This is a genomic window from Sphingomonas sp. S6 (assembly GCF_043498045.1).
In the GTDB taxonomy this organism is placed as follows: Bacteria; Pseudomonadota; Alphaproteobacteria; order Sphingomonadales; family Sphingomonadaceae; genus Sphingomonas.
Genome location: NZ_JBIEOE010000014.1, coordinates 42859 through 64742 on the forward strand (window position 1 = coordinate 42859; position 21884 = coordinate 64742).

19 protein-coding genes and 4 pseudogenes are annotated in these 21884 nt (G+C 63.2%); 14 read left to right on the forward strand and 9 right to left on the reverse strand.

The features are described 5' to 3' along the window. Positions 1–5 precede the first annotated feature (5 nt). The gene (locus ACGVWT_RS16045; protein WP_221211858.1) at positions 6–1730 is read right to left on the reverse strand and encodes a GMC family oxidoreductase; all 1725 of its coding nucleotides are present in this window, start codon (positions 1728–1730) and stop codon (positions 6–8) included. Positions 1731–2051: 321 nt separating this feature from the next. Between ACGVWT_RS16045 and ACGVWT_RS16050 the strand changes: the two genes are divergently transcribed. Both ACGVWT_RS16050 and ACGVWT_RS16055 read left to right on the forward strand, forming a co-directional pair. Beyond that, on the forward strand, positions 2052–3518 hold the full coding sequence (locus ACGVWT_RS16050) for a benzaldehyde dehydrogenase (protein ID WP_022676122.1): 1467 nt from the start codon (positions 2052–2054) through the stop codon (positions 3516–3518). A gap of 562 nt (positions 3519–4080) precedes the next feature. Next, a complete protein-coding gene (locus ACGVWT_RS16055) occupies positions 4081–4476 on the forward strand; it encodes a DEAD/DEAH box helicase family protein (protein WP_183937295.1) in 396 nt (131 codons plus the stop codon). A gap of 15 nt (positions 4477–4491) precedes the next feature. Here the strand turns inward: ACGVWT_RS16055 and ACGVWT_RS16060 are convergent. Next, positions 4492–4848: pseudogene (locus tag ACGVWT_RS16060) on the reverse strand (transposase); the annotation flags it as partial. Positions 4849–5002: 154 nt separating this feature from the next. On the opposite strand from ACGVWT_RS16060, the pseudogene ACGVWT_RS16065 reads away from it, so the two are divergent. After that, a pseudogene (locus ACGVWT_RS16065) lies at positions 5003–6299 on the forward strand (IS110 family transposase). Positions 6300–6513: 214 nt separating this feature from the next. On the opposite strand, the pseudogene ACGVWT_RS16070 reads toward ACGVWT_RS16065, so the two are convergent. Next, positions 6514–7346 (reverse strand): annotated as a pseudogene (locus tag ACGVWT_RS16070) (IS3 family transposase); the annotation flags it as partial. A 244-nt stretch (positions 7347–7590) separates the two neighbouring features. On the opposite strand from ACGVWT_RS16070, the gene ACGVWT_RS16075 reads away from it, so the two are divergent. After that, positions 7591–7887 (forward strand): hypothetical protein, encoded by a 297-nt coding sequence (locus ACGVWT_RS16075; RefSeq protein WP_082442131.1) that lies wholly within the window; start codon positions 7591–7593, stop codon positions 7885–7887. Between the two features lie 7 nt (positions 7888–7894). Here ACGVWT_RS16075 and ACGVWT_RS16080 read toward each other — a convergent pair. After that, positions 7895–8059 (reverse strand): annotated as a pseudogene (locus ACGVWT_RS16080) (hydroxyisourate hydrolase); the annotation flags it as partial. 248 nt (positions 8060–8307) lie between these two features. Here ACGVWT_RS16080 and ACGVWT_RS16085 point away from each other — a divergent pair. From ACGVWT_RS16085 to ACGVWT_RS16100, 4 genes are read left to right on the forward strand one after another with little or no spacing between them, the layout of a single operon-like run. Beyond that, positions 8308–9270: a glycosyltransferase family 2 protein gene (locus tag ACGVWT_RS16085; protein WP_206378455.1), complete on the forward strand. Its 963-nt coding sequence runs from the start codon at positions 8308–8310 to the stop codon at positions 9268–9270. Then, complete coding sequence (locus tag ACGVWT_RS16090) at positions 9267–10253, forward strand: acyl-CoA dehydrogenase (RefSeq protein WP_010408761.1); 987 nt, start codon at positions 9267–9269, stop codon at positions 10251–10253. The genes ACGVWT_RS16085 and ACGVWT_RS16090 overlap by 4 nt, the downstream gene beginning before the upstream one ends. Further along, the gene (locus tag ACGVWT_RS16095; RefSeq protein ID WP_010408764.1) at positions 10250–10903 is read left to right on the forward strand and encodes a PIG-L deacetylase family protein; all 654 of its coding nucleotides are present in this window, start codon (positions 10250–10252) and stop codon (positions 10901–10903) included. Before ACGVWT_RS16090 ends, ACGVWT_RS16095 begins: the two co-directional genes overlap by 4 nt. Next, positions 10900–11493: a class I SAM-dependent methyltransferase gene (locus ACGVWT_RS16100; protein WP_132884333.1), complete on the forward strand. Its 594-nt coding sequence runs from the start codon at positions 10900–10902 to the stop codon at positions 11491–11493. The genes ACGVWT_RS16095 and ACGVWT_RS16100 overlap by 4 nt, the downstream gene beginning before the upstream one ends. Positions 11494–11588: 95 nt before the next feature. On the opposite strand, the gene ACGVWT_RS16105 is transcribed toward ACGVWT_RS16100, so the two are convergent. Beyond that, complete coding sequence (locus ACGVWT_RS16105) at positions 11589–13757, reverse strand: catalase (RefSeq protein WP_018250473.1); 2169 nt, start codon at positions 13755–13757, stop codon at positions 11589–11591. A gap of 673 nt (positions 13758–14430) precedes the next feature. Here ACGVWT_RS16105 and ACGVWT_RS16110 point away from each other — a divergent pair. The 4 genes from ACGVWT_RS16110 to ACGVWT_RS16125 all read left to right on the forward strand — a co-directional run bounded on the left by ACGVWT_RS16110 (position 14431) and on the right by ACGVWT_RS16125 (position 18190). After that, entirely contained in the window at positions 14431–15606 is a 1176-nt protein-coding gene (locus ACGVWT_RS16110) for a zinc-dependent alcohol dehydrogenase (protein ID WP_035366856.1), read from the forward strand. Between the two features lie 365 nt (positions 15607–15971). After that, complete coding sequence (locus ACGVWT_RS16115) at positions 15972–16646, forward strand: putative quinol monooxygenase (RefSeq protein WP_010408781.1); 675 nt, start codon at positions 15972–15974, stop codon at positions 16644–16646. Beyond that, entirely contained in the window at positions 16646–16792 is a 147-nt protein-coding gene (locus ACGVWT_RS16120) for a hypothetical protein (protein WP_018250478.1), read from the forward strand. The genes ACGVWT_RS16115 and ACGVWT_RS16120 overlap by 1 nt, the downstream gene beginning before the upstream one ends. A 567-nt stretch (positions 16793–17359) precedes the next feature. Continuing rightward, positions 17360–18190 (forward strand): BglII/BstYI family type II restriction endonuclease, encoded by an 831-nt coding sequence (locus ACGVWT_RS16125; protein WP_010408784.1) that lies wholly within the window; start codon positions 17360–17362, stop codon positions 18188–18190. Here ACGVWT_RS16125 and ACGVWT_RS16130 read toward each other — a convergent pair. The 4 genes from ACGVWT_RS16130 to ACGVWT_RS16145 all read right to left on the reverse strand — a co-directional run bounded on the left by ACGVWT_RS16130 (position 18156) and on the right by ACGVWT_RS16145 (position 20413). Further along, on the reverse strand, positions 18156–18842 hold the full coding sequence (locus ACGVWT_RS16130; protein ID WP_029623207.1) for an MT-A70 family methyltransferase: 687 nt from the start codon (positions 18840–18842) through the stop codon (positions 18156–18158). The genes ACGVWT_RS16125 and ACGVWT_RS16130 overlap by 35 nt on opposite strands. Next, on the reverse strand, positions 18842–19009 hold the full coding sequence (locus ACGVWT_RS16135; protein WP_154651464.1) for a hypothetical protein: 168 nt from the start codon (positions 19007–19009) through the stop codon (positions 18842–18844). Before ACGVWT_RS16135 ends, ACGVWT_RS16130 begins: the two co-directional genes overlap by 1 nt. 67 nt (positions 19010–19076) lie before the next feature. Next, positions 19077–19784: a DUF6118 family protein gene (locus tag ACGVWT_RS16140; protein ID WP_183937292.1), complete on the reverse strand. Its 708-nt coding sequence runs from the start codon at positions 19782–19784 to the stop codon at positions 19077–19079. 11 nt (positions 19785–19795) lie between these two features. Then, positions 19796–20413 carry a hypothetical protein gene (locus ACGVWT_RS16145; protein WP_066282979.1) on the reverse strand — a complete coding sequence of 206 codons (618 nt, stop codon included), beginning with the start codon at positions 20411–20413 and terminating at the stop codon, positions 19796–19798. Between the two features lie 15 nt (positions 20414–20428). Between ACGVWT_RS16145 and ACGVWT_RS16150 the strand changes: the two genes are divergently transcribed. Together ACGVWT_RS16150 and ACGVWT_RS16155 are read left to right on the forward strand one after the other, a co-directional pair. Continuing rightward, the gene (locus ACGVWT_RS16150) at positions 20429–20935 is read left to right on the forward strand and encodes a hypothetical protein (protein WP_066282988.1); all 507 of its coding nucleotides are present in this window, start codon (positions 20429–20431) and stop codon (positions 20933–20935) included. A 1-nt stretch (position 20936) separates the two neighbouring features. After that, the gene (locus ACGVWT_RS16155; protein ID WP_231376736.1) at positions 20937–21416 is read left to right on the forward strand and encodes a hypothetical protein; all 480 of its coding nucleotides are present in this window, start codon (positions 20937–20939) and stop codon (positions 21414–21416) included. Positions 21417–21884: the final 468 nt, after the last annotated feature.

Consider the following 21884-nt stretch of genomic DNA (forward strand, 5'->3'; position numbering starts at 1 on the left):
TTCGTTTAGGCGGTGATGGCGCTGGCAGCCTGCTCCCCGATGATGACGCAGCCTGCCATGGTATTGCCGGTCGTTACGCGAGGCATGATCGAGGCGTCCGCGATGCGGAGGCCCTGGATGCCGTGAACGCGCAACTGCCCGTCCACGACGGACATGTTATCCCGACCCATCTTGGCGGTGCAGCTCTGGTGCCAGTAGGTCACCGCCGCGTTGCGGGCGAAGTCCTGGAGGTCGGCGCCAGTGATCTTCCCCGGCATAACCTCCCGCTTGTTGAAAGCCGCGAGTGGACCGGTATTGCCGATCTCGCGGCAAAGCTCGATGCAACGGAGCATTGCCGTCATGTCATCGGGCTCAGCGAAGGTATTTGCCGCAATGTTGACCGGGGAACTGGGGTCCGCACCGGTGATGGTGATCTCACCGCGGCTCTTCGGACGCACCACGGCAGGTGATAGCGACCAGCTTCCAGCAGGCGGGTTGTACTGCTTGCCCGTGACTTCACTCACGTAGGGAATCTCGATCTGGAACGGCTGCAAATCCGGCGTGTCGAGCTTGGAGTCACTCTTCCAAAAGAAAGTTGCCTCGGCGGCATTGTTGCGCGGCGCGATCGGCTCTTTGTACTCCCAGACGCAACCCGCGATCATCACGTGATCCTGGAAGTTCTTGCCGACACCCGGGAGGTCCGCGACGACAGGAATGCCGAATTTGCGAAGCTGCGCCGCCTCGCCGATGCCCGACTGCATCAGGATCTTGGGCGTGTTGATCGCGCCGGTCGAAAGAATTACCTCGCGCGTCGCACCGATGGTCATCAGCTTTCCGCCATGGGTGAACTCGACCCCAGTGACGCGCGTGCCCTTGGTGGTGAGCTTGCGGATCGTCGCCTGCGTGAGGACCGTGATGTTCGGCCGATCCAGAATCGGCCGGACATAGGTGCTGAACACGTTGAGGCGCTCGCCGGGCTTGTAGCGAACGTTGGGGATCGCAGCCCCGCCGACGCCCTCCATCAGGATGGCGTTCTGATCAGGGAAAGTCGGGATCCCAACGCCTTTGCACGATGCGAGCATCGCGGGCGCAATGGGCGAAGGATTTGGTGTTTCGCCGACATATACAAGACCACCCTTGCCTCGTCGGTGCGCATCGGCAGGACCTTGGTAATCCTCAATGCGGCGGTAAATTCCGAGCACGTTCTCGTAGCTCCAGCGCGGATCACCGGACTCACTCGCGAAATAGTCCCAGTCGTTCTTGTGACCACGCGACCAGATCATAACGTTGATCGACGATCCGCCGCCCAGGACCTTGCCCATCGATAATGCGATTTCGCGATTGTTGATCTTGGGATTTGGCGCGCCCTTGAAGCCCCAGTCCCGCTCGCTACCGAGGTTTGTGAACCAAACGCCAGGATTGGTAACGCTCGGCACCTGATCGCTGCCGCCTGCCTCAAGAAGCAGCACTTTGACCGCCGGGTTTTCAGCGAGACGGCGCGCGACAACCGACCCGGACGAACCGGCGCCACAAACGATATAATCGTACTGCTTTTGGAGTGCCGCGCCAAGCTGAAGCTGATTTTCGCGGGCGGCCTGCGCGAATGCGGCCCGGCTCACAGCAGTTGTGGAAGCGATTCCCGCCATTGCGGCAACTCGCAAGAAGTCACGCCGCTCGAGCCGCCCCTGCATCAAGCCATCCTCAGCGGCGAGGACTGCGTTGAGCGCCCGAATGCTCGCGTCGTCGTTCATCAATCCTCTCCTTGCGGCAATGGCGCCGCATCGTGTCGCTTCGGCTCCAGCCGAACGCATCGCCGCTTTTCGTGCGTGTCGATTTCAGGAGCGTAATGACGAGAGTCGACTGCCGTCCAATACAGATCTTGTATCTATCCAATACCCTGACGGTAGCTCGCCACGGTCGCCTGCGTACCACCAATTGGCTTGTAGACCGAAAACAACGCCTAAATTAGGGTCATCATATCCACTGGGTATCGGTGAGCGACCTCAACGGTCTTTGCGGCCCGATGTTGATCGAAGGTACGCTATGCCAAACGAAAAGCTAGGAGAGCGGAAGTGACGGACAGCACAAAACTGATCGGAGACGAGCAGCTTAGCGGCGGGGCGTTCACCGGGAGCTGGACAACGCTGTCGACAACGACAGACGTTCAAGAACCTGCAACGGGAGCGACGTTAGGCAAGATCGGCATCGCCAGCCCCGACGACATCGCGGCGGCTGCCGCGAGTGCGCGCGCCGCTCAGAAGGCATGGGCCTCCGATACTCCGGATAATCGGGCAGCCGTTTTTCCAAAGGTTGTGCAGGTTGCAACCGAGCGGTGGGACGAGATCGTCGAGTGGATCATGCGCGAGAGTGGATCGGTCAGAGCGAAGGCCGAATTCGAACTGTCTATAACCATCAAGTCGATCTCGCTTGCGGGTGCCATGCCACAGCAAGCGCAGGGGCTTGTGCTGCCGAGCGAGCGTGGGCGCATCAGCCTCGCCCGTCGCCGACCGTTAGGCGTCGTAGGCATCATCGCCCCGTTCAACTTTCCGCTCTATCTGGCGATGCGCGCAGTCGCACCAGCGATCGCGGTCGGCAATGCAGTTGTGCTAAAACCCGATCCGCGCACGTCCATTTGTGGCGGCTTCGTGATCGCCCGGTTGTTCGAGCTTGCGGGTCTACCAAATGGCGTCCTCCAGGTACTGCCGGGACGCGGCGACGCGGGCGAGGCGCTGTGCCGTGATCCGAACGTCGCCATGATTCAATTTACTGGATCTACCGCCGCTGGTCGGATGGTAGGCAAGACGGCCAGCGAAAACCTGAAAAAGGTCTCGCTGGAACTTGGCGGTAAAAATTCTTTGATCGTCCTCGAAGACGCGGATCTCGAACTGGCAGCCAAGAATGCCTCATGGGCGAGCTATCTTCATCAGGGACAGATTTGCATGTCTGCAGGGCGGGTGCTGGTGCATGCGACCATCGTCGAGGAGTTCACCAAGCGCCTCGTAGCTCACGCGGAAGCGCTGCCGGTGGGCGATCCAATGTCCGGGCAGGTCGCGGTTGGACCGCTCATCAACCAGACGCAAGCCGACCACGCCCGCAAGGTCCTAGATGGAAGCGTTGCCCAAGGTGCGAAGGTAGCTGCGGGTGGCACGTCCGATGGTTTGTTTTTCAAGCCGACCGTGCTGACAGGGGTAAGCAAGGACATGCCTGCGTTCAGCGACGAAATCTTCGGGCCTGTGGCGGTTGTCGTACCGTTCGAGAGTGATGAACAGGCGATCGCGCTCGCCAACGACACTGAATACGGCCTGTCCGCGGCGATCATCACCCGCGACGTTGGACGCGGTATGGCCATTGGTGACCGCCTTCAGGCGGGTCTGGTCCACATCAACGACCAAACCGTGAACGACGACGTCGTTAACCCTTTCGGTGGTGTCGGAGCATCTGGTAACGGAACATCGATCGGCGGCCCGGCGAACTGGGAAGAGTTTACGCATTGGCAGTGGACGACCATCAAGGGAACAGCACCCGCTTACCCTTTCTAGAATGCCTTCGAAAATTATAGTTCGATTGAAATGTGAGGTGTGCCACGAGGACTGTGGCATACCCGTCAATGAACACACGCAAACCCATAACGCTTGGCCGCTGATCGGTACCAGGCGGTGTTCGACGCCGCATTGAAACGAATCTACATAGAGCGAGGATTAAGACATAACCTCACCCATGTGTCCAAGCATCGAGGTGGAGCACCCGACTGTCTCGCGGGCCTATCGTTTGTAGGACAGTCGCCAGCAGTAAATTCAACGCGCCGACACCGTCTTGCGAGCGCACATAAGGCAGAGCTTCAATCCTCAAAGGAGCTCTGCGGTGCCGTTTGGTAGGGTGCCCTTTGGTCCTCCTTGGTTAGGACTTCAGGCGGACCAAAGGGCCAACCCGAGCCAAATTTATGACGTCCAATTTTGGCGGAAATCGGACCGGCCAGAGTAGGAACGCAGAGGGTATACCCATACCAGACCGCACACATTGAAGCCAGGCAGAGACATTTACCCATTGCAGGGCAGGCGTAATCAATGCGAGTCCTCTACTCTAATCGGAAGAGGGTGCCTTATGGATATCGACTTTGATGCGCTGCTGGATGACGACGAGGTCGCACCTATTAACCCGCGTGAGATATTCCAGACCCTCGACAAACATAAGGATTTCGATTTTCTTCGGGATGTTCAACGGGACGTACTCGACGGGTGGTTCTCCCGGAGAACGTCTAAAGACACTGTCATCAAGCTTAATGTAGGATCCGGAAAGACGACCGTCGGACTGCTCGCTCTGCAAAGCTCGATTAATGAGGGAATTTATCCGGCCGTATTTGTATGCGCGGATAACCTTCTAGTCGACCAAGTAGTATGGGAGGCAGATCGCTTGGGTATCGCCGTTTCTACGGCCACCCGGGACCCTGATGTCAAAGCCGGCTCTAAGATCCTCGTTACAAGCATCTATCACGTCTGACGTGACCCCAGTCTTTCATCCAGCGGCAACCAGAGACCGACCGGTGTTGTCGCGCATGAGCGCGGGTGAAGCAACGGGCGGGGTTAACCCCGCCCGTTGCTGTTCAAGCCCGGCAGCGAATGCGGCCGGGGTAGCGTAGCCCAACGACGAGTGCGGCCGCTCGGTGTTGTAGTCATCGACCCAGCGCGCGAGGATCGAGCGGGCCTGGCCGATGGTAAAGAACAGCGTCTCGTTGAGCAGTTCGTCGCGCATGCGACCGTTGAAGCTCTCGACGAACCCGTTCTGGGTCGGCTTGCCCGGCGCGATGTAATGCCACTCGACACCCACATCGCCGGACCAGGCCAGCACCGCGTTCGACGTCAGCTCGGTGCCGTAGCACATTGGGAAGCGCTGGTTTGGGAGCCGCTATGGCCCTGATGAAGACAAGGCCGCGTAGCGGCCGCAGGCTTCATCAGGGCAAGCCATGACCGGTCAGCAGGTATCTAAAGTGAGGTTGTCGAGACAACACTTTGGAGGCTGACCGACCATGACCAAGCTCACCTCTACGCCTGCCGGCGCCGTGCTGGTAGCTATCGATATGTCCAAGAGCCGGCAGGAGGTTCTCATCGAGCGACCGGAAGGCGGCCGGCGCCGGCGGATGACCGTCATGGCAACCAGGCAGGACTATGACGGCTTTGCCGAAAAACTCGCTGCCATCGGGCGCCCTATCATTGTCGGGTTCGAGGCGACGGGTAATTACCATCGCACGCTGGCACATCGGCTGCTGACGGCAGGGTTCGAGCTGCGCCTCATCTCGTCGGTCGCGCTCGCCAGAACGCGCGAGGCGCTGCACAATGGCTGGGACAAGAACGACCCCAAGGACGCGCAGGTCATCCTGCACATGCTGCGGATCGGTGCGACGCAGCGCTACGTCGATCCTCTCGCCGCGGGCATCAATGACCTGCAGGAACTCTCGAAGACCCACGAAACGATCTCTAGGATGAAGACGCAGACCTGGCACCGCATCCTGACCCACTACCTGCCGCTGTACTTCCCCGAGATCGCCCGCTTCGCAGGCAACAGCCGGTCCGACTGGTTTCTCGCGCTCATCGAGCGGTTCCCCACTCCTGCCAGCATCACCGCGCTCGACGCTGGGGCATTCTCGGCAGCTGCCTGGCCTCTCATCGGCCGCAAGGTTTCCAAGGCCCGTCTTGTCAATGACATATACGAAACGGCCTGCGCTTCGGTGGCTCTGCCGGTCCCGGAGGATTCGGCAGCAATTACCATGTTCCGCATGGTCATCGCGCAGGGACGCAGCCTCATCCACCAGCGTGACGAGATAGAGCGGCTTGCCCATGACAGGCTGGCCGAGCATGTTGATTATAAGCTGCTGCGCAACATTCCGGGCATTGGTCCGATTAACGCGCTGACCATTCTGGCCGAGGCCGGTGATTTGCGTCGCTTCAACCATCATCGACAGTTCCTGAAGTTCTGCGGCCTCGATCTCGCAACGTGCCAGTCAGGCACGTTTCGTGGCCGCACCAAGCTGTCCAAGTACGGCAACGCGCGTCTGCGCCGCACCTTCTGGATGGCTGCCCAGGTCGCCGCGCGTCAGCGCGACAACAGTTTCCGTGACAAGCTCGGACGGTACACCGCCGGGCACGCGGACGATGCCGACCGTCGCCGCAAGGCGATGACGGCGCTCACCGCCAAGATGGCGCGCGTGGCTCACGCCGTTGTCAAGACGGGGACAGAGTACCGGCCGTTCCTCGAACGGTCGGATGCCAGGTGGAAGGACCCCTCTCTGCAAGTGCCGTGAGGGCGCTCGTCGAGCGACCCTGTAGATAATGTTCGGGCCTTCCACCTGGGTGCGTATCTCGTTTTAAGGATGGTGAGGACCACGGCCGCCCCGGCGCCGCTGGATCCTGTGTTTGCTATGGCAGGGAGCGATCCCGTTGACGGTGGAAGCCATCTGGCTCAGATTGCATGCCGCGCCGATGGTTGTCGGCGCATGGATATCTGCTGGCCAAAACCCGCCGCTGCTTCCAGACATAGGACGTTGTCCGACCTGATATGCGCGGGCGGACCACGCTCGATGAACAACTCGGCCAGCGCTGCCAGTACGTCTTCGTGTTTGAGCTGGCGCGCGACGACGAGTGCCAGGCACTCCCTGCTCGCCTCGTCGATAATGGTAAGGATGCGGAACTTGCGTCCGTCATGGGTGCGTTCCTCGACGAAGTCGTAAGCCCAGACATGCCCCGGATACTCCGGCCGCAACCGGATGCACGAGCCATCGTTCAGCCATAACCGGCCGCGTTTCGGCTGGCGCTGCGGCACCTTCAGCCCCTCGCGTCGCCAGATCCGTTCCACCCGTTTATGGTTCACCGACCAACCCGCCGCATGCAGCAGCGCCGTCACCCGGCGATAGCCGTAGCGCCCGTACTGCCTGGCAAGGGCGATGATATCCTCGGTGAGCGCCAGCTCGTCATCTGCCCCGAACGGCACCTTGCGCTGCGTCGACCGGTGCTGGCCGAGCACGCGGCACACCCGCCGCTCGGATACATCCAGCACCTCCCGGACCTGGTCGATGCAGCGCCGACGCCGTGCGGGGCTCAGAAGTTTCCCTTGGCTGCCTCCTGCAGGATGAGCTTGTCCAGCGTCAGATCCGAGATCGCCCGGCGCAGCCGCAGGTTCTCCTTTTCCAGATCCTTCATCCGCCGAGTCTGATCGGTCTTCAGGCCACCATATTCCTTGCGCCAGCGGTATTAGGTCTGCTCGCTGACCGCGATGCGCCGACAGGCCTCGGCGGTCGTGCCGCCCTGACCCAGCATGATCTCAACCTCACGTAGCTTCCCGATAATCTCCTCGGGCTTGTGCTTCTTCGCAGGCATTCGTCGTCCCTTCCTTGGTCCAGACTGTAATAGTCGATGGACCACTCAGAAGGGGGCAGCTCAGACGGCCATGATCGGCGCGCGGCGCGCCAGCAATGACGGCTAGTAAGATGATGGCGAGTAGAACGAGATGATGAGGCCCGATGATAGCAGGCGCTCCCACGAGGCGATCCGCGCCGCTGCCTACGCACTTCGTGACTGCGTCAGGGCTGGACCTCCGCTTACCGACCTCGGCCGGCTACGAATGAACCTGGCCAATGCGGTACGGGAGCATCTGCCTACACAGCAGGGCTGGAACAAGGAGGCTCGAGGCTATTTCGCCGACCAGATGCCGACTTACGAGCGGATCATGGAAGAGGATCGCGAGCTTCGGCTACGCTACTCCGACCACATACGGCGTTGGAGCAGCAACGCGATAGCTTCGAACGTCCCAGCCTATGCTGCGGACGTCGCAACACTGGTAGAGCGCCTCGACCGCTACCTGCGGTCGCTTGAGCACGAGCTCTATAAGCCGATGCACCAGGCAGGGATCGAGGCGTGATCGGTGATCAATTGCCCCTGTAGGTGGAGTAGCCGAAGGGGCTGACCACGACCGGCACATGGTAGTGCGCGGCAGGGTCGGTGACGCGGAACACGGGATCGATCTCGGGGAAGAATGGCACCGCCTTCGCATCCGGGTAGCCTGCCATGTCGAACAGCAGCTTGTAGGTGCGCGGCGCGAACTTCGACGGCTACCTACCCGACGCCGATATCTCGGTTGAAACCGGGCAAACCTATAGTCCTGCATGACGATCTGGCATCTTGCATCACCGCGAGCAGCTATCGAAACCGGCGTTTATCACCTACAGTCCTGCAAGGCAGGGTCGCCGGTCCTGCGAAACCGATGGTGGGGGTGCCGTTGCGACCTGTGTCAGCTGCGATCTGTGTTCCGGTCCGCAACGAGGAGACTGCGTTACCGAAGTTGCTGGAGGCGATCGAGCGACTGGACCTGGGCGACGTCGAGGCTGCCGTGTTCTTCCTCCTTGATAATTGCTCGGATGCGAGCGAGCAGGTAATACTCGAGCATGCTGGTCGCATGGCCCTTCCGTTCACGGTGGCTCAGGGAGACCCGTCCCCTGATGCCAATGCCGGTCGTGCACGCCGGGCCGCCATCGCCCTCGGCCTGCATCATGCGGCGAGCACGCCCCACGGTATTCTCCTGACGACCGACGCCGACAGCCAGCCCCGTGCCGATTGGGTCAGGGCGGCACTGCAGGGCCTGGCCTCGGCCGACCTTGTCGCCGGGCGAATCGTCCGGATCGCAGCGGAGCGGGATCCGGTGCAGGGGAGGGTCGAGCGCTACCTCGATCGGCTTCACGCCTACCGACGATCGGTCGACCCCGTTCCGTGGGACAGTCCGACCGGCTCCCACTGCTCGGGAGGCGCCAACATGGCCTTCCGACCCGGAGCCTATCAGGCGCTGGGTGGCTTCCAGCCGGTGCCATGCGGCGAGGACGCCGCCCTGCTCGACGATGCCGGGCGCGCCGGGTTTCGCGTGCGCCGCGATCCCGGCATGGTGGTTGCGACCTCCTCACGGCGGCTCGGCCGGGCGCCGGGCGGCATGGCGGCTGCGCTCAGTGCCATCGACCATCACGGGGCACCCTCAATGCCGCATCCCCGAGGGGCGGCATGGCAATACCGACAGCAGGCGGAGGCGCGCCGCATTTGGGCCGGGCTCCCCGATTCCTTTGTCGCAGCTCGCTTCGGCGACCGTATCGGATTGACCGGTGACCATGTGATCGGCGTCGCGCGCGACTGCCCCAACGCAGAGGCGTTCGCCATGCGTGTCGTGCCGGCGCTGCCCGATATACCCGACGTCACCCTCGCCGAGGCCGAGCATGCCCTGGCAACGCTCGAGCACCAGCTTTGCGAGCAGGCGGTATGACGACGACCAAAGCTCTGCGCCATGCGATCGTCGCGGCAGGGTGGGTGACCGACCCCGCCGGCGATCCGACGACGCCCGAGGCATATCTGGACCTGCTCCGCCCTCTTTACGCTGCGGGACGCCGGGATCTCCCCATCGGGCGCCTGCTGGAGGGGCATGTCGATGCGGTGCAAATCGTGTTTCGATACGGCACGTCGTCCCAGGTCGCTGCGTTGCGGGCGCGGATCGCTGCGGGAGCGATGCTGGGTGTGTGGAATGCGGGCCTGCCGGGTGAGTCGCTGGTGCTTACCGGCGGACGGCTGACCGGCGGCAAGGGCTATGCATCGGGGGCGGGGATACTGACTCACGCGCTGGTAACTGCGGATAGCGAACGCGGGCCGCAGCTGCTCCTGCTCGACCTGGATGCCGATCCGCCTGCCATCGATCGGGAGTGGTGGCAGACGATCGGCATGCAGCGCTCGGAGACACATCTGGTGCGCTGGTCCGGCTCTGTGATCCGTGAAGACGGCCGTATCGGCGAGCCCGGCAGCTATGCGCGGGAGCCGTTCTTCAGCGGAGGCGCGCTGCGCTTCGCCGCGGTTCATGCCGGGGGCATCGCCGGCCTGCTCGATGCAGTGCGTGACCACCTGACCACCCACGAGCGCGCTTCCGATCCGTTCCAGGCATCGCGCCTCGCCGACCTGTTCCTGCTTGCCCAGGGTGCAGCGGCGAGCATCCGCGACACGGCGGGCGCCTGGTTCAGCGGGACGGATGCGGAACGCCTCGCCCGGGTGTCCGCTGCGCGGCTATCGATCGCCGGCTCTGCCGAGCGCGCCCTGACGATCGCGCAGGAGGCGGTGGGGCTGCAGGGATTGTTCCTATCGCATCCGCTGGCGGCAAAGATCGCCGATCTCATGGTGTACCTGCGCCAGCCTGCGCCCGACGCGCATCGCTTTCGCGTCGGCCAGGCTGTCGCCGAGCACATCCTCGACCCCATTCTGTGAGGATCCCGCTGCGAAACGTACGTGTCGCGCTGGTGATCGCCCCGCACCCGGATGACGAGGTCATCGGCGCGGCAGGCCTCATTGCGCGGCTTCGCCGCCATGGAGCTCGGGTCCGGGTTGCGGTCGTGACCGATGGTGCCGCGTCTCACCGGGGCAGCCGACAATGGCCGAGAGCGCGACTGGTCGCGGCGCGCCAGCGTGAGAGCCTTCATGCGCTACGTCGTCTCGGCATCGTTGCTGGCGACGTCTCGTTCCTCAATTTGCCCGATGGCCAGTTGCCCTCGATCCCGGGACGCTGTTATCGCGCGCTGCGCCGCCAGGTCGCACGATGCCGGGATCTCGATCTCATCGTCGGACCGGCCTGCGATGACGACCATCCCGATCACCGCGCCGTAGCAGCGGCCGTCGCCCGATGCCCGGGTGGCGCCGGTCGGCTGACCTACCGCGTGTGGCCGCCTCGCCCGGACAGGTCCGGACCGGCATGGCGCATCGCTGTGCCCGGAGGAGTTCCGGTTAAGCGGTCGCTGATCCGCGTCTACCGGACGCAGCTCGGCGCCGTTTCCGATGATCCAGCAGGCTTCACGATCGCGAGACACGAGCTTGCGGCCTTTGCTCGTCCGGTCGAGCGCTACCGGCCGGGTTCGAAGTGACGAGCCCGATCGATCTTGCCGGGTTCGCCGCCAAGTTCGCCGGCGACGACGATCCCTGGCGCACCTTCACCGCCCGTGACGAGGCGGTGAAGCGTGCCGCGATCCTGCACGCGATAGGTCACCGACCGGTCGGACGGGTGCTGGAGCTGGCCAGCGGCAACGGATCCAACAGTGCCGCGATCGCGAGGATGGCGTTGCGCCTCGATGCGACCGAGGGCACGAGGGAGGGGGTCGACCTGACGGCACGCGCCGTTGCCGCCTGGCCTCGTGCGTGCGCATCGCTGCTCGTGCTCCCCGGTCGACCGCCACGTCTCGTCTATGACGTGATCGTGATCGCCGAGATCCTGTATTACCTCTCAGCGCGAGAGATGGCCCGGGTTGCGCGTGAGATGGCCGCTCGCCTGCGCCCAGGCGGCATCATCGTGCTCGCGCACCACAGGATTGATTTCTACGATTTCGTCCAGCATGCGGCAGGGATCCACGCCCGGTTCCTCGCAGAGACCGGGCGTTGTTGGACGGTTCGCACCGCGGGCCGCACCGGCCGCTGGGTCGTTACCGCGGCCCGCGATGGTATGACCCGATCCCGTTGAACGCGAGCGAGGCAGCACGTCCCACGTCCGTGCGATATGAGGCTTGCCGTTAAGTGGAGCGGCAGGACGTCCACCTGCCGCTCCCGCCAGGGTCGTCAGGCCGCCGCGTCGAGATCGACCTTCATCTCCCGAGCCCAGAACCTGAGGTCACGACAGGTCGTGACGAACGCCTTGACGTCCTTGCTCTTGCTTAGGGCTACGAAGCCATCGTCAAGCTCCGGCACCCGAGAAGCGTCGAACAACGTGGCGGCTGCATCGGTGTAGCCGATGAACTTGCAGTGGCCGAACGCGTCCGCCACGAAGTCCTTGGAGGCCGCATCCTTGGCGAGCATCGCAACCCCCTCCTCGGACGGGAGCACCGCGACGGCATCGAACAGGACCGAAGGTCCGCCGTCGATCTTCTGCTTGGCCGCGACCTTGGTGCCGTCGTCGAGCGTGACCCCGCCGATCTTCGGCGCGACCACCTCCCAGACCGCGCCTTCGGCTTCCAGCGCCTTCGTCAGCGCATTGAACAGCTCGGCGCTCGACCCATCGGTCAGCAGCAGGCCCATCTTTCGCCCGGCGAAATTCGCCGGGCCGTTGGCGACGATCGAGAGCGCCGACGATGTCGGCAGGTCTAGCGTCGGCTTGGCCGCCTTGGCGGCGTCCGGCAGGTCAAGGCCGAGCCCGTCCGCAACGGTAGCGGCGAGATCCTCGTCGATGTTGCGCAGGTGGCTGACCGCCCGGGCCCGGATGTCGACACGATCTACCTTCGACAGCTCGAACACCAGCGCGTCGCCGATGTGCTTCTGCTCGATCGGCTGCTGGCTGAGATAGAACTGCCGCGCCTGGCTGTAATGATCGGCAAAGGTTTCGGACCGAACCCGCTGCTTAGTCCCCTGAACCTCGGCGGGGAAGCTGGTGAAGCCGATCTCCGCGTTCTCGCGCGGACCGCCTTCCGCGCCCCAGCTGTTCGGCTCATAGTTCACGCGCCCCTTCGGATTGCGCATCGCCATGTGGCCGTCCTGCTGGAAGTTCATCACCGGACAGCGCGGGGCATTGATCGGCAGGTGGGTGAAGTTCGGGCTGCCGAGCCGCTTCAGCTGGGTATCGAGATAGGAGAAGTTGCGGCCGTGCAGCAGCGGGTCGTCACTGAAGTCGATGCCCGGCACGATGTTCTGCGTGCAGTAGGCGACCTGCTCGGTTTCGGCGAAGAAGTTGTCGACGTTGCGATTAAGCGTGAGCGTACCGACGATGCGGACCGGCACGTCCTCCTCGGGGATGAGCTTGGTCGAGTCGAGATGGTCGAAGGGAAGCTTGTCGGCGGTTTCCTGATCGAACAGCTGGACGCCGAGATCCCATTGCGGGAAGTCACCGCTCTCGATCGCCTCCCAGAGATCGCGGCGATGATAGTCGGGATCGGCGCCGCTGATCTTGACCGCTTCGTTCCACAGCACCGACTGGAGCCCCTGGCGCGGCTTCCAGTGGAACTTGACGAAGGTCGACCTGCCTTCCGCGTTCACCAGGCGGAAGCTGTGGACGCCGAAGCCCTCCATCGTGCGGAAGGAGCGGGGGATCGTGCGATCGGACATGATCCACATGATCATGTGCCAGGCTTCCGGGGTGAGGCTGGCGAAATCCCAGAAATTGTCGTGTGCGGTTTGCGCCTGGGGGAACGCCCGGTCGGGCTCCTGCTTAGCCGCATGGACCAGATCGGGGAACTTGATGGCATCCTGGATGAAGAACACCGGGATGTTGTTGCCGACGATGTCCCAGTTGCCCTGCTTCGTGTACATCTTGACGGCGAAGCCGCGCACGTCGCGCGCCAGATCGCGCGAGCCCTTGTTGCCCGCTACCGTTGAGAAGCGGACGAACACCTCCGTCTGCTGCCCGACCGTGCTCAGCACGTCGGCGCGGGTGTAGTCGGCCAGACTGTCGGTCAGCTCGAACACGCCGTGCGCGCCATAGCCGCGTGCGTGGACGACGCGCTCCGGGATGCGCTCGTGATCGAAATGGAAGATCTTTTCGCGGAGGATGAAGTCCTCGAGCAGCGTGGGGCCCCGCAGACCCGCCTTGAGACTGTTCTGGGCGTCCGCGATCGGGATGCCCTGCTGCGTGGTCATGGTAAGTGCCGCGTCCGAGGTCGTCTGGCGGGTTTCGCCGCCATGGCCCTGCTGCTCGGCATAGTTCGTCGGCTGGTCGGCACCCGCCGGCAGCGGCGGTGCCTTCTTGGCCGTCTCGCCCTTGAGTTTCACCGCGTCGCTTTTGATGCTCTTGCGTGCCATGGACGTAATCCTCCGATCATGCCCTTAATGCCACCAGCGCCACGGCGATGCGAGGCATAAATCTTTGTAGCGACTGGGAACCGACCCGGAGGACCGAAATCAAGTTATGTCAGTCGAGCATGGTCGCCGGTTCGGACGACAGGCGCGGGCTCGGCAACGTAAGTGTTCATGGCTGCGCAGAACCCGACTGCGGCTTCCTTGGTCCTGGATCACAGCCAGGGAAAGCCGATATGAGCCGGTTGGAGATGTCTTAACGCCTTGCCGTTAGCCGAGCATGATGTACTCCCAGGTCGTACAGGTTTTCGACTGCGTCCGGCACGACCACGATCTGTGGTTGGTGCTGCTCGCCGGCCTGGTTTGCCTCTGCGGAATCTATGCGTCCTTTGCCCTGGCCGACCATGCCATACGCTCAGGGCGGAAGACGCGCAGCCTGTGAGAACCTATCACCATCGTGTCGGCCGGCTGCACGGCCTGGGCGACCCACTTCATTATCTTGCTGGCTTTCAAGCCGGGCATGCCGTCTGCGTTCAACCCGCTGGCCGTACGGCCGTTTTACGGCCGCTCGTTGATGTAAACGAATCAAATGGACAGGGACCCATGCCGCGGCTCAAGGCGTTGAGCGTCATAGACATGGCCCTGACGACAGGGACATGCACTCAGATGAGGAAACGACATGCGCGCACTATGCTGGCACGGTAAAGGCGATGTCCGCGTCGACACCGTTGCGGATCCCGAGATCAAGCACCCGCGCGATGCGATCATCAAAGTAACCGCCTGCGCGATCTGCGGGTCGGACCTTCACCTGCTGGATGGCTACCAGCCCACCATGGAGGCCGGCGACATCCTCGGCCACGAGAACATGGGCGAGGTCGTGGCGCTCGGGTCCGAGGTCACCAACCTCAAGATCGGGGACCGGGTGGTGGTGCCGTTCACGATCAGCTGCGGCGATTGCTGGTTCTGCAAGAAGGGTCTGTTTGCGGCCTGCGATCGGACCAATCCGAACGCCGAGATGGCCGCCAAGGCGATGGGCCATTCGCCCGCCGGGCTGTTCGGCTTCAGCCACATGCTGGGCGGCTACTGCGGCGGTCAGGCGGAGTATCTCCGCGTGCCGATGGCGGATGTCGGTCCGATCAAGATTCCCGACAACGTTACCGACGAGCAGGCCCTCTTCCTATCGGATATCTTCCCGACCGGCTACATGGCCGCCGAGAATGCGCAGATCGAGCATGGCGACACCGTCGCGATCTGGGGCTGCGGTCCGGTCGGCCAGTTCGCCATCCGCTCCGCGCTGATGATGGGCGCCGGCCGCGTGATCGCGATCGACGAGGTGCCCGAGCGACTCGCCATGGCGGAGGCCGGTGGCGCTGAGACGATTAACTTCGCCGAAACCGATGTCTACGACGAGCTGCAGGCGCGAACCAAGGGCCGGGGCCCCGACAGCTGCATCGATGCTGTCGGCTGCGAGGCGGCCGCGCACGGGGCGGCGGACGCGGTCATGGACAAGGTGAAGGCAAGCATGATGCTCGCCACTGATCGCGTCCACGTCCTGCGGCAGGCGATCATGAGCTGCCGCAAGGGCGGCACGGTCTCCGTGCCCGGCGTCTACGTCGGGATGGGTGACAAGCTTCCGATCGGTGCAGCGATGAACAAAGGACTAACGATCAAGCTCGGCCAAACCCACGTGCAGCGCTATACTAGACCGTTGCTGGAAAAAATCGTCGCGGGCGCGATCGACCCCAGCTTCGTGATCACCCACCCGGCCAGTCTTGAAGACGCGCCAGAAATGTACGCTAAATTCCGCGACAAGGAAGAAGGTGTGATCAAGGTTGTTATGCGCCCGCACGGTTGATTGGCGGAATAACCGGGAACAGGACGCTTATCGATGCCGATCGACACCGCCGCTTTGGAGCACGTGTAGCGGCGGTGTCGATCAGCTTGCGACCAAGTATGTCGGCAGACCTAGGGTCAGGACTCGTTGACCATAGCGAACAGCGATGGCCGACGCACCAGGAAGCGAAGCGCCACTTGGCGTGCGGTCGCGCCGTGGCTGGCCGCGATCTCCTCCAGCACGCGCCCGCCAGGGGTGCGCGGGCCGGGGAAGTCGCCCTGGCCGAACGGGCTGTCGGCGCCCGGCCGCGCGAACTTCCCATGATTTAGGCCCAGGACGCCTTCCGTGGAGCTCGAGGCGCTACCATCGGAACAAGGAGAGAAAAGATGCACAAGGCACTGTTCGTAGGCATTGAAGCCGGGCCGACCCACCAGGAAGATGCCGCTGAATTCCTCCGGGGTGCGCTGGAGCCGGTCGAGCATGAGCAGGACACGCGGCACTGGTACGCGCTGCGCTTTGGCCCCGCCGACTTCGCCATCTTCGATACCTTCCCCGGCAATGCCGGCCGGCTGAAGCATCTGTTCGGCACGGTCGGCCGGGCGCTGGTCGTGAAGACCTTCACCATCCTCAACGGATTGCCGGAGATCGAGCCGGCCGACATCCTCGCCCTCAAGGTGCCGGCGGCGGACGCCCTGCCGCGCTTGGCCCTGCATGTTCCGCTTGAAGCACGGGACGGTGCGGAGGAAGAGGTTGCCCGCTTCCTCCAAGGAGCCCGATCGGCCGTGGAGCGGGAGCCTGGCACCCTGTCGTGGTACGCTCTGCGTCTCGGAAAGACTCGGTTCGCCATCCTCGATACCTTCGCCGACGAGGCAGGGCGCGAGACGCATCTGTCGGGCGAAATCGGCACGGCGCTATCCGGAAGCGCTGCTTCGCTGTTCGCCGAGCCTCCCCAGATCCACCGCGCACAAATCTTGGCGTTCAAGATTGCATCCGCTGGTGATGAGGAGAGGACGAGCAGGAACACGTCGGTCGCGCGGCCCCTTGAGAGAGGGACAGTCTGATGGACACGAAGCAGAAGGTGCTCGTTGGAGCGGCCGTCGCCAGCACCGCGGCAGCCGGGGCCGCGTTCGCGTTCAAGTCCGCGGGCACGGATTCGAAGCTCACCAAGGTCGCGTGTCCGCCGTCAGCACCAATGGCACAGATTTGAGGTTGTGATTTAAGGAGGATCTGGGCTTCGTCGTAGTGACGAAGGAACGAAGATGAAGCCCAGATCCTCCAATGTAAAATCGCCCGCCAAGGCCTCAGCAGAGCGGGTAGTGAACCGTGGATTTGAGGGATGCACAGCTCCCTGGGGTCGATTGTCGTTAGCGGCAAACCATTGAACATCGGGTATGGTCAGTTCCGTCCGCTCACGGACGTGCTGATCGGAAAAGCGCTCTCTACCGCCACAAGCGGTGTAGAGGGCGACTAGGTGCTTGGTCGCAAGATCCTTCTCCAAGCTGCGGGCACCCGCAATTTGGGCGAAGCTCGATCGCCCCAATAGGGAGCCGTAGCGCTCAGGGCTGACGCGCTCTCCGTCCAGCTCCCTATCCTCAATGAGACGATCTAGTGCGAGAAACAGGGCATCCACCCACCACCGCTCTACCCGCTTGCCGGCAAAGTCGGATAGGTGGCCAATCCTCTCGTGCGCAATCGCCTCGGTGAGCATAGGGGCCTCGCCCTAGCCCGGCAATCTATGGCACCTGGGCGCATCAGAAGCGACTCTTGGACGAGCATGTTTGAAGATCTGGCCGCTCGCGGCTTCCAAATTGAGTTTCACAGCCATGCCACGGCCATCCTGAGCGTCGATTTTCCCGACGCGATCGGGGAGTTGGAAGCGGCGCTCGGCGCGCTATCCATCCCAATTGAGGAGATCATCGGCTCGGGTGGAGGCGAGACAAAGGGCACTCAGCGTCTCCGGCGCGCCTTGGCCGAGCTGGGCTGGCACAAGGTCAATTTCACGATCGAAAAGCGCATCAACGGCGTCCAAAGGGAGTCGATCTCCCATGAGGTCGATCATGTCCGTACCTTCGCCGATGGCCGCGTCATCGCGCTCGAAATCGAGTGGAACAACAAGGATCCATTCTTCGACCGCGACCTGGAGAACTTTAAGCGGCTGCACGCGGAGGGGGCGATCAGCGTTGGCGTGATTGTCACGCGGGGATCGAGCCTACAGGACGACATGGTGCAGCTCGTCCGCCGGTTTGCAACCGAGCGGGGTCTGGAGTCGAGTGATGACCTTGGATCTTTGGGACTGACGCCCACCCCCCGGCAGAAGGCCGATGTTGCTCGGCGTATGCGAGCAGGCGGCGCGACCTTTGCAGACGCTTGGTCGCTTAGTTTCGTGAAGGATAAATATGGGGCCGCCACGACCCATTGGCGAAAGCTAGAAGATCGCGTGCACCGCGGCGTCGGCAATCCATGCCCGCTCCTCCTCATTGGACTACCCAGCTCAATCGTCACTTTCGATGAGCATCTCGACGTGGGCGCCATCGCCGAGGGCGAGGAGGAGCAGGAGATCCTTGCTGAGCCTATTCAGCCGCTTCCGCCACCAGCCCAGCCCTAGAGTGATGGGCATACGTCGGCCAGGAAGGGGTATATTCCTCGTCCGCCTGGTTGCCCCATACGGTCCAATCCGGCCGCGTTCCACGCGAGAACATCTCCAAGAACGGGCCGGGGCTGCATTCCTCAATCAGCGGATATTGCTCGTCAGGCTTACGGCTGTGCTCCCGCTTGCGGCTCTCAAGATAGTTCACCTGTGTCCGACCCGGATCAAGCGTGCGGGCGTTCTTGCCCCGGACGCCAAATAGGATCAGTTCTGTAACGTTGCGGAAATAGAATCCCACGCCCCGACCATCAGATCCGCCATCCTTGCGGATCTTCCGCCATACGATGTTGGATTTATACTCAAAGCCCCATTCCCGCATTACACGCAAGCCGTCCGGCAAGAGCGCATTAGGCACCCACAGGTAGAGGTGGGCGGTTGGCGCAACGCACTCCTGCACCGGTAGCTCGCAAATCTCGTCCAGCGTCATTGTCCCGTAGCGGTTTAGGCGGCGGTGCTCGGGTGCCACCTTCCCGGTACGGTTTTGAAACTGCCACGGCGGATCCGCCAGTACTGTTCTGAAATTGCCGCCCCCTGCGACGTTCAACAGATCCATAGCTGCCGGACTATAATCCGGTGACTTCTTGGACGCCTTGCGCTTGGATTCTGACATTAGGCTGCGTCCTCATTCTTAATCGATTTTGGCGCGCGACCCACATAGCCACGCAAGCCTCGCCGGATGACCTGACTCACTGTTTCGTCACGACTATCAGCAACTTGCCGTGCCTTTTGCGCGAGCTTCTTCGGCACCCGCACTGTTACAACGATATCGTCTGCCATATGCCTCTCCGGCGTACCATGTATGTTCTGGTATTGCCTTGTAATACGGATTGCAAGACGATTACCCTCACTTACGAGCCTCTTTGCCTACTGGCTCGACCGTGCCGGTGCACTGCACCGATTTTCCTGTCTTGTTGGCGCGCTTCTGACACGCCTCCAGCACCTCACGATTGGCGGTCACAATTCGATCACCCGCGGCGATGTTGGCGAAAGCGTCGGGCGCGCTTGCCCGCATGAGGCGCTGGCCGCCTTCCCACATCGGCAGGTCGAGCGAGCGTGCCGCCATCTTCTCCGGCCATTGCCAGCTCGCGGGCACGGCGCGCGCGACAATGCCGGCGAACACCGCCCACAGGATCATGCCGACCACAATCCCGCCGATCGCGCTCCACATCAGCCAGCGGTTCTGCTCATCGCCACGCCGCGCCGACACGACATAGCTGTGAAGCTGGCGCGTCACGTCCTCCAGGCCGGTGCGCGCCGTAGCGATCGTCTGCCGGTCTTCCTGGCGCGCCGTGCTTGCCGCCGCGGTGATCCGTCCCGCCAATAGCTCGGGCGTCATCGCCAGCATCGGGCTTTTGACCAGCATATCGACGCGCTGCGCGGTGGCGGTGATGTTGTTGGCGATCACGCCTAACGTCTCGGAATAGTCGGGCGGTTCCGGCACCTCCATGCGCTCGGCCGTCAGCCGCTCGACGGCACGGCGCATCAGCGTCACCTCGGCGCGCAGCTCTTCGAACGCCTGTGCGGCTTCATTCGGCCCTTCTTCATCCGTCACACGTCATCCCCTTATAGGCTCATGCCCCTGTCGCGCTCGCGGCCGATCCCGATCGACTGCTCCAGCGATTTCTCGATGCTCCGGCCGCGCTCCAGTTTCAGCTCCAGCTCGGGCGCGCGGCGCTCCAGCGCCTTCGCCAGCTCAGGGTCCCGGCGCAGGCCCTCGGCCATCGCGCCCATGCGCGTGGTAGCCTTCTCGGCCCGGACCTGGTCGCCGCCTGCCCGCTCGCGCGCCAGTCCCCGCCAACTCTCCACAAACCGGTCGGCGCGCGCGTCGGAGTCGAGCCGCACCCGGCGCTCCTCGGCCATCGCGCGCACCGCGCCGCCGGTCTTGCCCTCCGCCGCCTGCCCGATCAGCCCAGGATCGCGACGGAACGCGGAAGCGAGGTCGCGCGCAGCATCGGGCCGCACCTGGTCCAGCGCCTCGCCGGCGCGGCGCAACGCGCTCTCCTGATGCGGCAGCACCGGCAGCTCCTGCGCGCGCATCCGGCCTATGTCGGCCGACGCCCGCGCATAGCGTTCGATCGCCCTGGCCTGATCCGGCTTGCCGCCGCTCGCCGCGCCAGCACGATCCGGGGTAGGTGCCTTCTCCGGCGTGGCGGCAGGCTTGGGCCGGAAGCCCGCGAACATGTCCCTACCAAGTCGGTGTACCTGCACATCGCCATGCCGGCGGGCTGCGACCCTGCCCTCGGGCGAGCGGTCAGCAACTGGAACGCTCAAGGGTCGCGCTTCTACTATCAGTGGGACGCGGCGAATAACCTGACCACCACGCGAGGGACCGAGACCACGGCTCAGATCGTGACCGTGGAGGACGGCTATCCCACCAACTCGACCGCCCTCGCGTCGACCAACCTGTGGACCAGCGGATCGACCATCACCCAGGCAGACGTGATCGTGAAGGCCGATTACCTCTGGTATTATGGCGATGAGTCGGGTGGGCGGTTCCATTGCCCGTCTACTCGGTCGAGCCCTCCTTCCGGCTCGTTTGATTATGAGTCGACCATGACGCATGAGCTCGGCCATGCTTTGGGCTTCGGTGAAGCCAACAACACGGCGTGCGTCATGCACTATAGTCAGCCGGCGGGCGTGGTGCGTCGCACCCCGTGCTCGACGGAGACGACAGCGCTTCGCAACGCCTACGGAGTGCGGTGATATGAGGGTCGCGGTGTGGTCGGTAGCGGGATTGCTGCTAGTGTCCTGCTCGCCGAACGCACCGCAACCCGAGGTCCCGGCCGGCTGGAAGTCGGTCGGGATCCCTTCGTGCTGCACGGTCGCCATTCCATCAGATGCGACTCTGAAGGCGGGAAAGGACCCGGTAGACGATCCGGTGTTCCTGCTGCGCGGGCCGGGCTACGAAGGCATGTTCACAGTGACAGGCCGAGGATCGGCGCTGCCGATCGCGAGCTCCGGGACCAACTACAAAGCGGATCAGCTCACGCTCGACGGCCGCCCCGCAGGCGTAGCTTCCTACCGTGTCGCCGACCCGAACTATCCCGAGCGCCGCAGCCTTCTGTGGACGTTTGCTGGGCGGAACGACGGATCGGGGAAGAACCTGGTGCTTGATCTTTCCTGCAAGGAAACGGGTTGTGCCGTATTCCTGCCTATGATCGGCTCCCTCGACGCAAAACCATGAATACTCGCTGCCTTATGGGTCAATGCCGACCGGGAAGCCGATCCGGCTTGTCGGCCGGCTGGAGCGTTCGTTATGGGGCGACGACGACTTTGGCCGGTTCCAGCTAGACGACGCCGCGGTCATCGCAGTCGACGGGCCACGTTGAGGCGGGCCCGGCTGGGCCGAAGGTCGAGCCCACGGGTTGGGTAGGCGGGATAACGACGCAGCCGCTACGATCGGGGCGGTTCCTTTATACCGGCTGGGGCATGAAGAGAATCCTATCCCGACCATTGATCCCATTCGGGACGGTCGCGGCCAGCGCGCTTCGACTGGTTCAGTCGTAAACGTATATCTGTGCCCGCTCTATGCGCCACCCGCTGTTCGCAAAAGCCTTCCTTTCTGACGATCCTGCTGGCAGGCCGGCTCGGCGACGCATTCCGGCGGTCCGCCATTTGTCAAAACTGTTCTGGAAACCTGCTTCGCAAAACG

Excerpts from the sequence above, each read along its gene's own strand:
- ACGVWT_RS16075 (WP_082442131.1), top strand. The coding sequence starts at position 7,591 with ATGAACCTGGCCAATGCGGTACGGGAGCATCTGCCTACACAGCAGGGC.
- ACGVWT_RS16105 (WP_018250473.1), bottom strand. The coding sequence starts at position 13,757 with ATGGCACGCAAGAGCATCAAAAGCGACGCGGTGAAACTCAAGGGCGAG.
- ACGVWT_RS16045 (WP_221211858.1), bottom strand. The coding sequence starts at position 1,730 with ATGAACGACGACGCGAGCATTCGGGCGCTCAACGCAGTCCTCGCCGCT.
- ACGVWT_RS16090 (WP_010408761.1), top strand. The coding sequence starts at position 9,267 with ATGACGACGACCAAAGCTCTGCGCCATGCGATCGTCGCGGCAGGGTGG.
- ACGVWT_RS16155 (WP_231376736.1), top strand. The coding sequence starts at position 20,937 with ATGAGGGTCGCGGTGTGGTCGGTAGCGGGATTGCTGCTAGTGTCCTGC.
- ACGVWT_RS16115 (WP_010408781.1), top strand. The coding sequence starts at position 15,972 with ATGCACAAGGCACTGTTCGTAGGCATTGAAGCCGGGCCGACCCACCAG.
- ACGVWT_RS16135 (WP_154651464.1), bottom strand. The coding sequence starts at position 19,009 with ATGGCAGACGATATCGTTGTAACAGTGCGGGTGCCGAAGAAGCTCGCG.
- ACGVWT_RS16145 (WP_066282979.1), bottom strand. The coding sequence starts at position 20,413 with ATGTTCGCGGGCTTCCGGCCCAAGCCTGCCGCCACGCCGGAGAAGGCA.
- ACGVWT_RS16130 (WP_029623207.1), bottom strand. The coding sequence starts at position 18,842 with ATGTCAGAATCCAAGCGCAAGGCGTCCAAGAAGTCACCGGATTATAGT.
- ACGVWT_RS16055 (WP_183937295.1), top strand. The coding sequence starts at position 4,081 with ATGGATATCGACTTTGATGCGCTGCTGGATGACGACGAGGTCGCACCT.
- ACGVWT_RS16125 (WP_010408784.1), top strand. The coding sequence starts at position 17,360 with ATGTTTGAAGATCTGGCCGCTCGCGGCTTCCAAATTGAGTTTCACAGC.
- ACGVWT_RS16120 (WP_018250478.1), top strand. The coding sequence starts at position 16,646 with ATGGACACGAAGCAGAAGGTGCTCGTTGGAGCGGCCGTCGCCAGCACC.
- ACGVWT_RS16110 (WP_035366856.1), top strand. The coding sequence starts at position 14,431 with ATGCGCGCACTATGCTGGCACGGTAAAGGCGATGTCCGCGTCGACACC.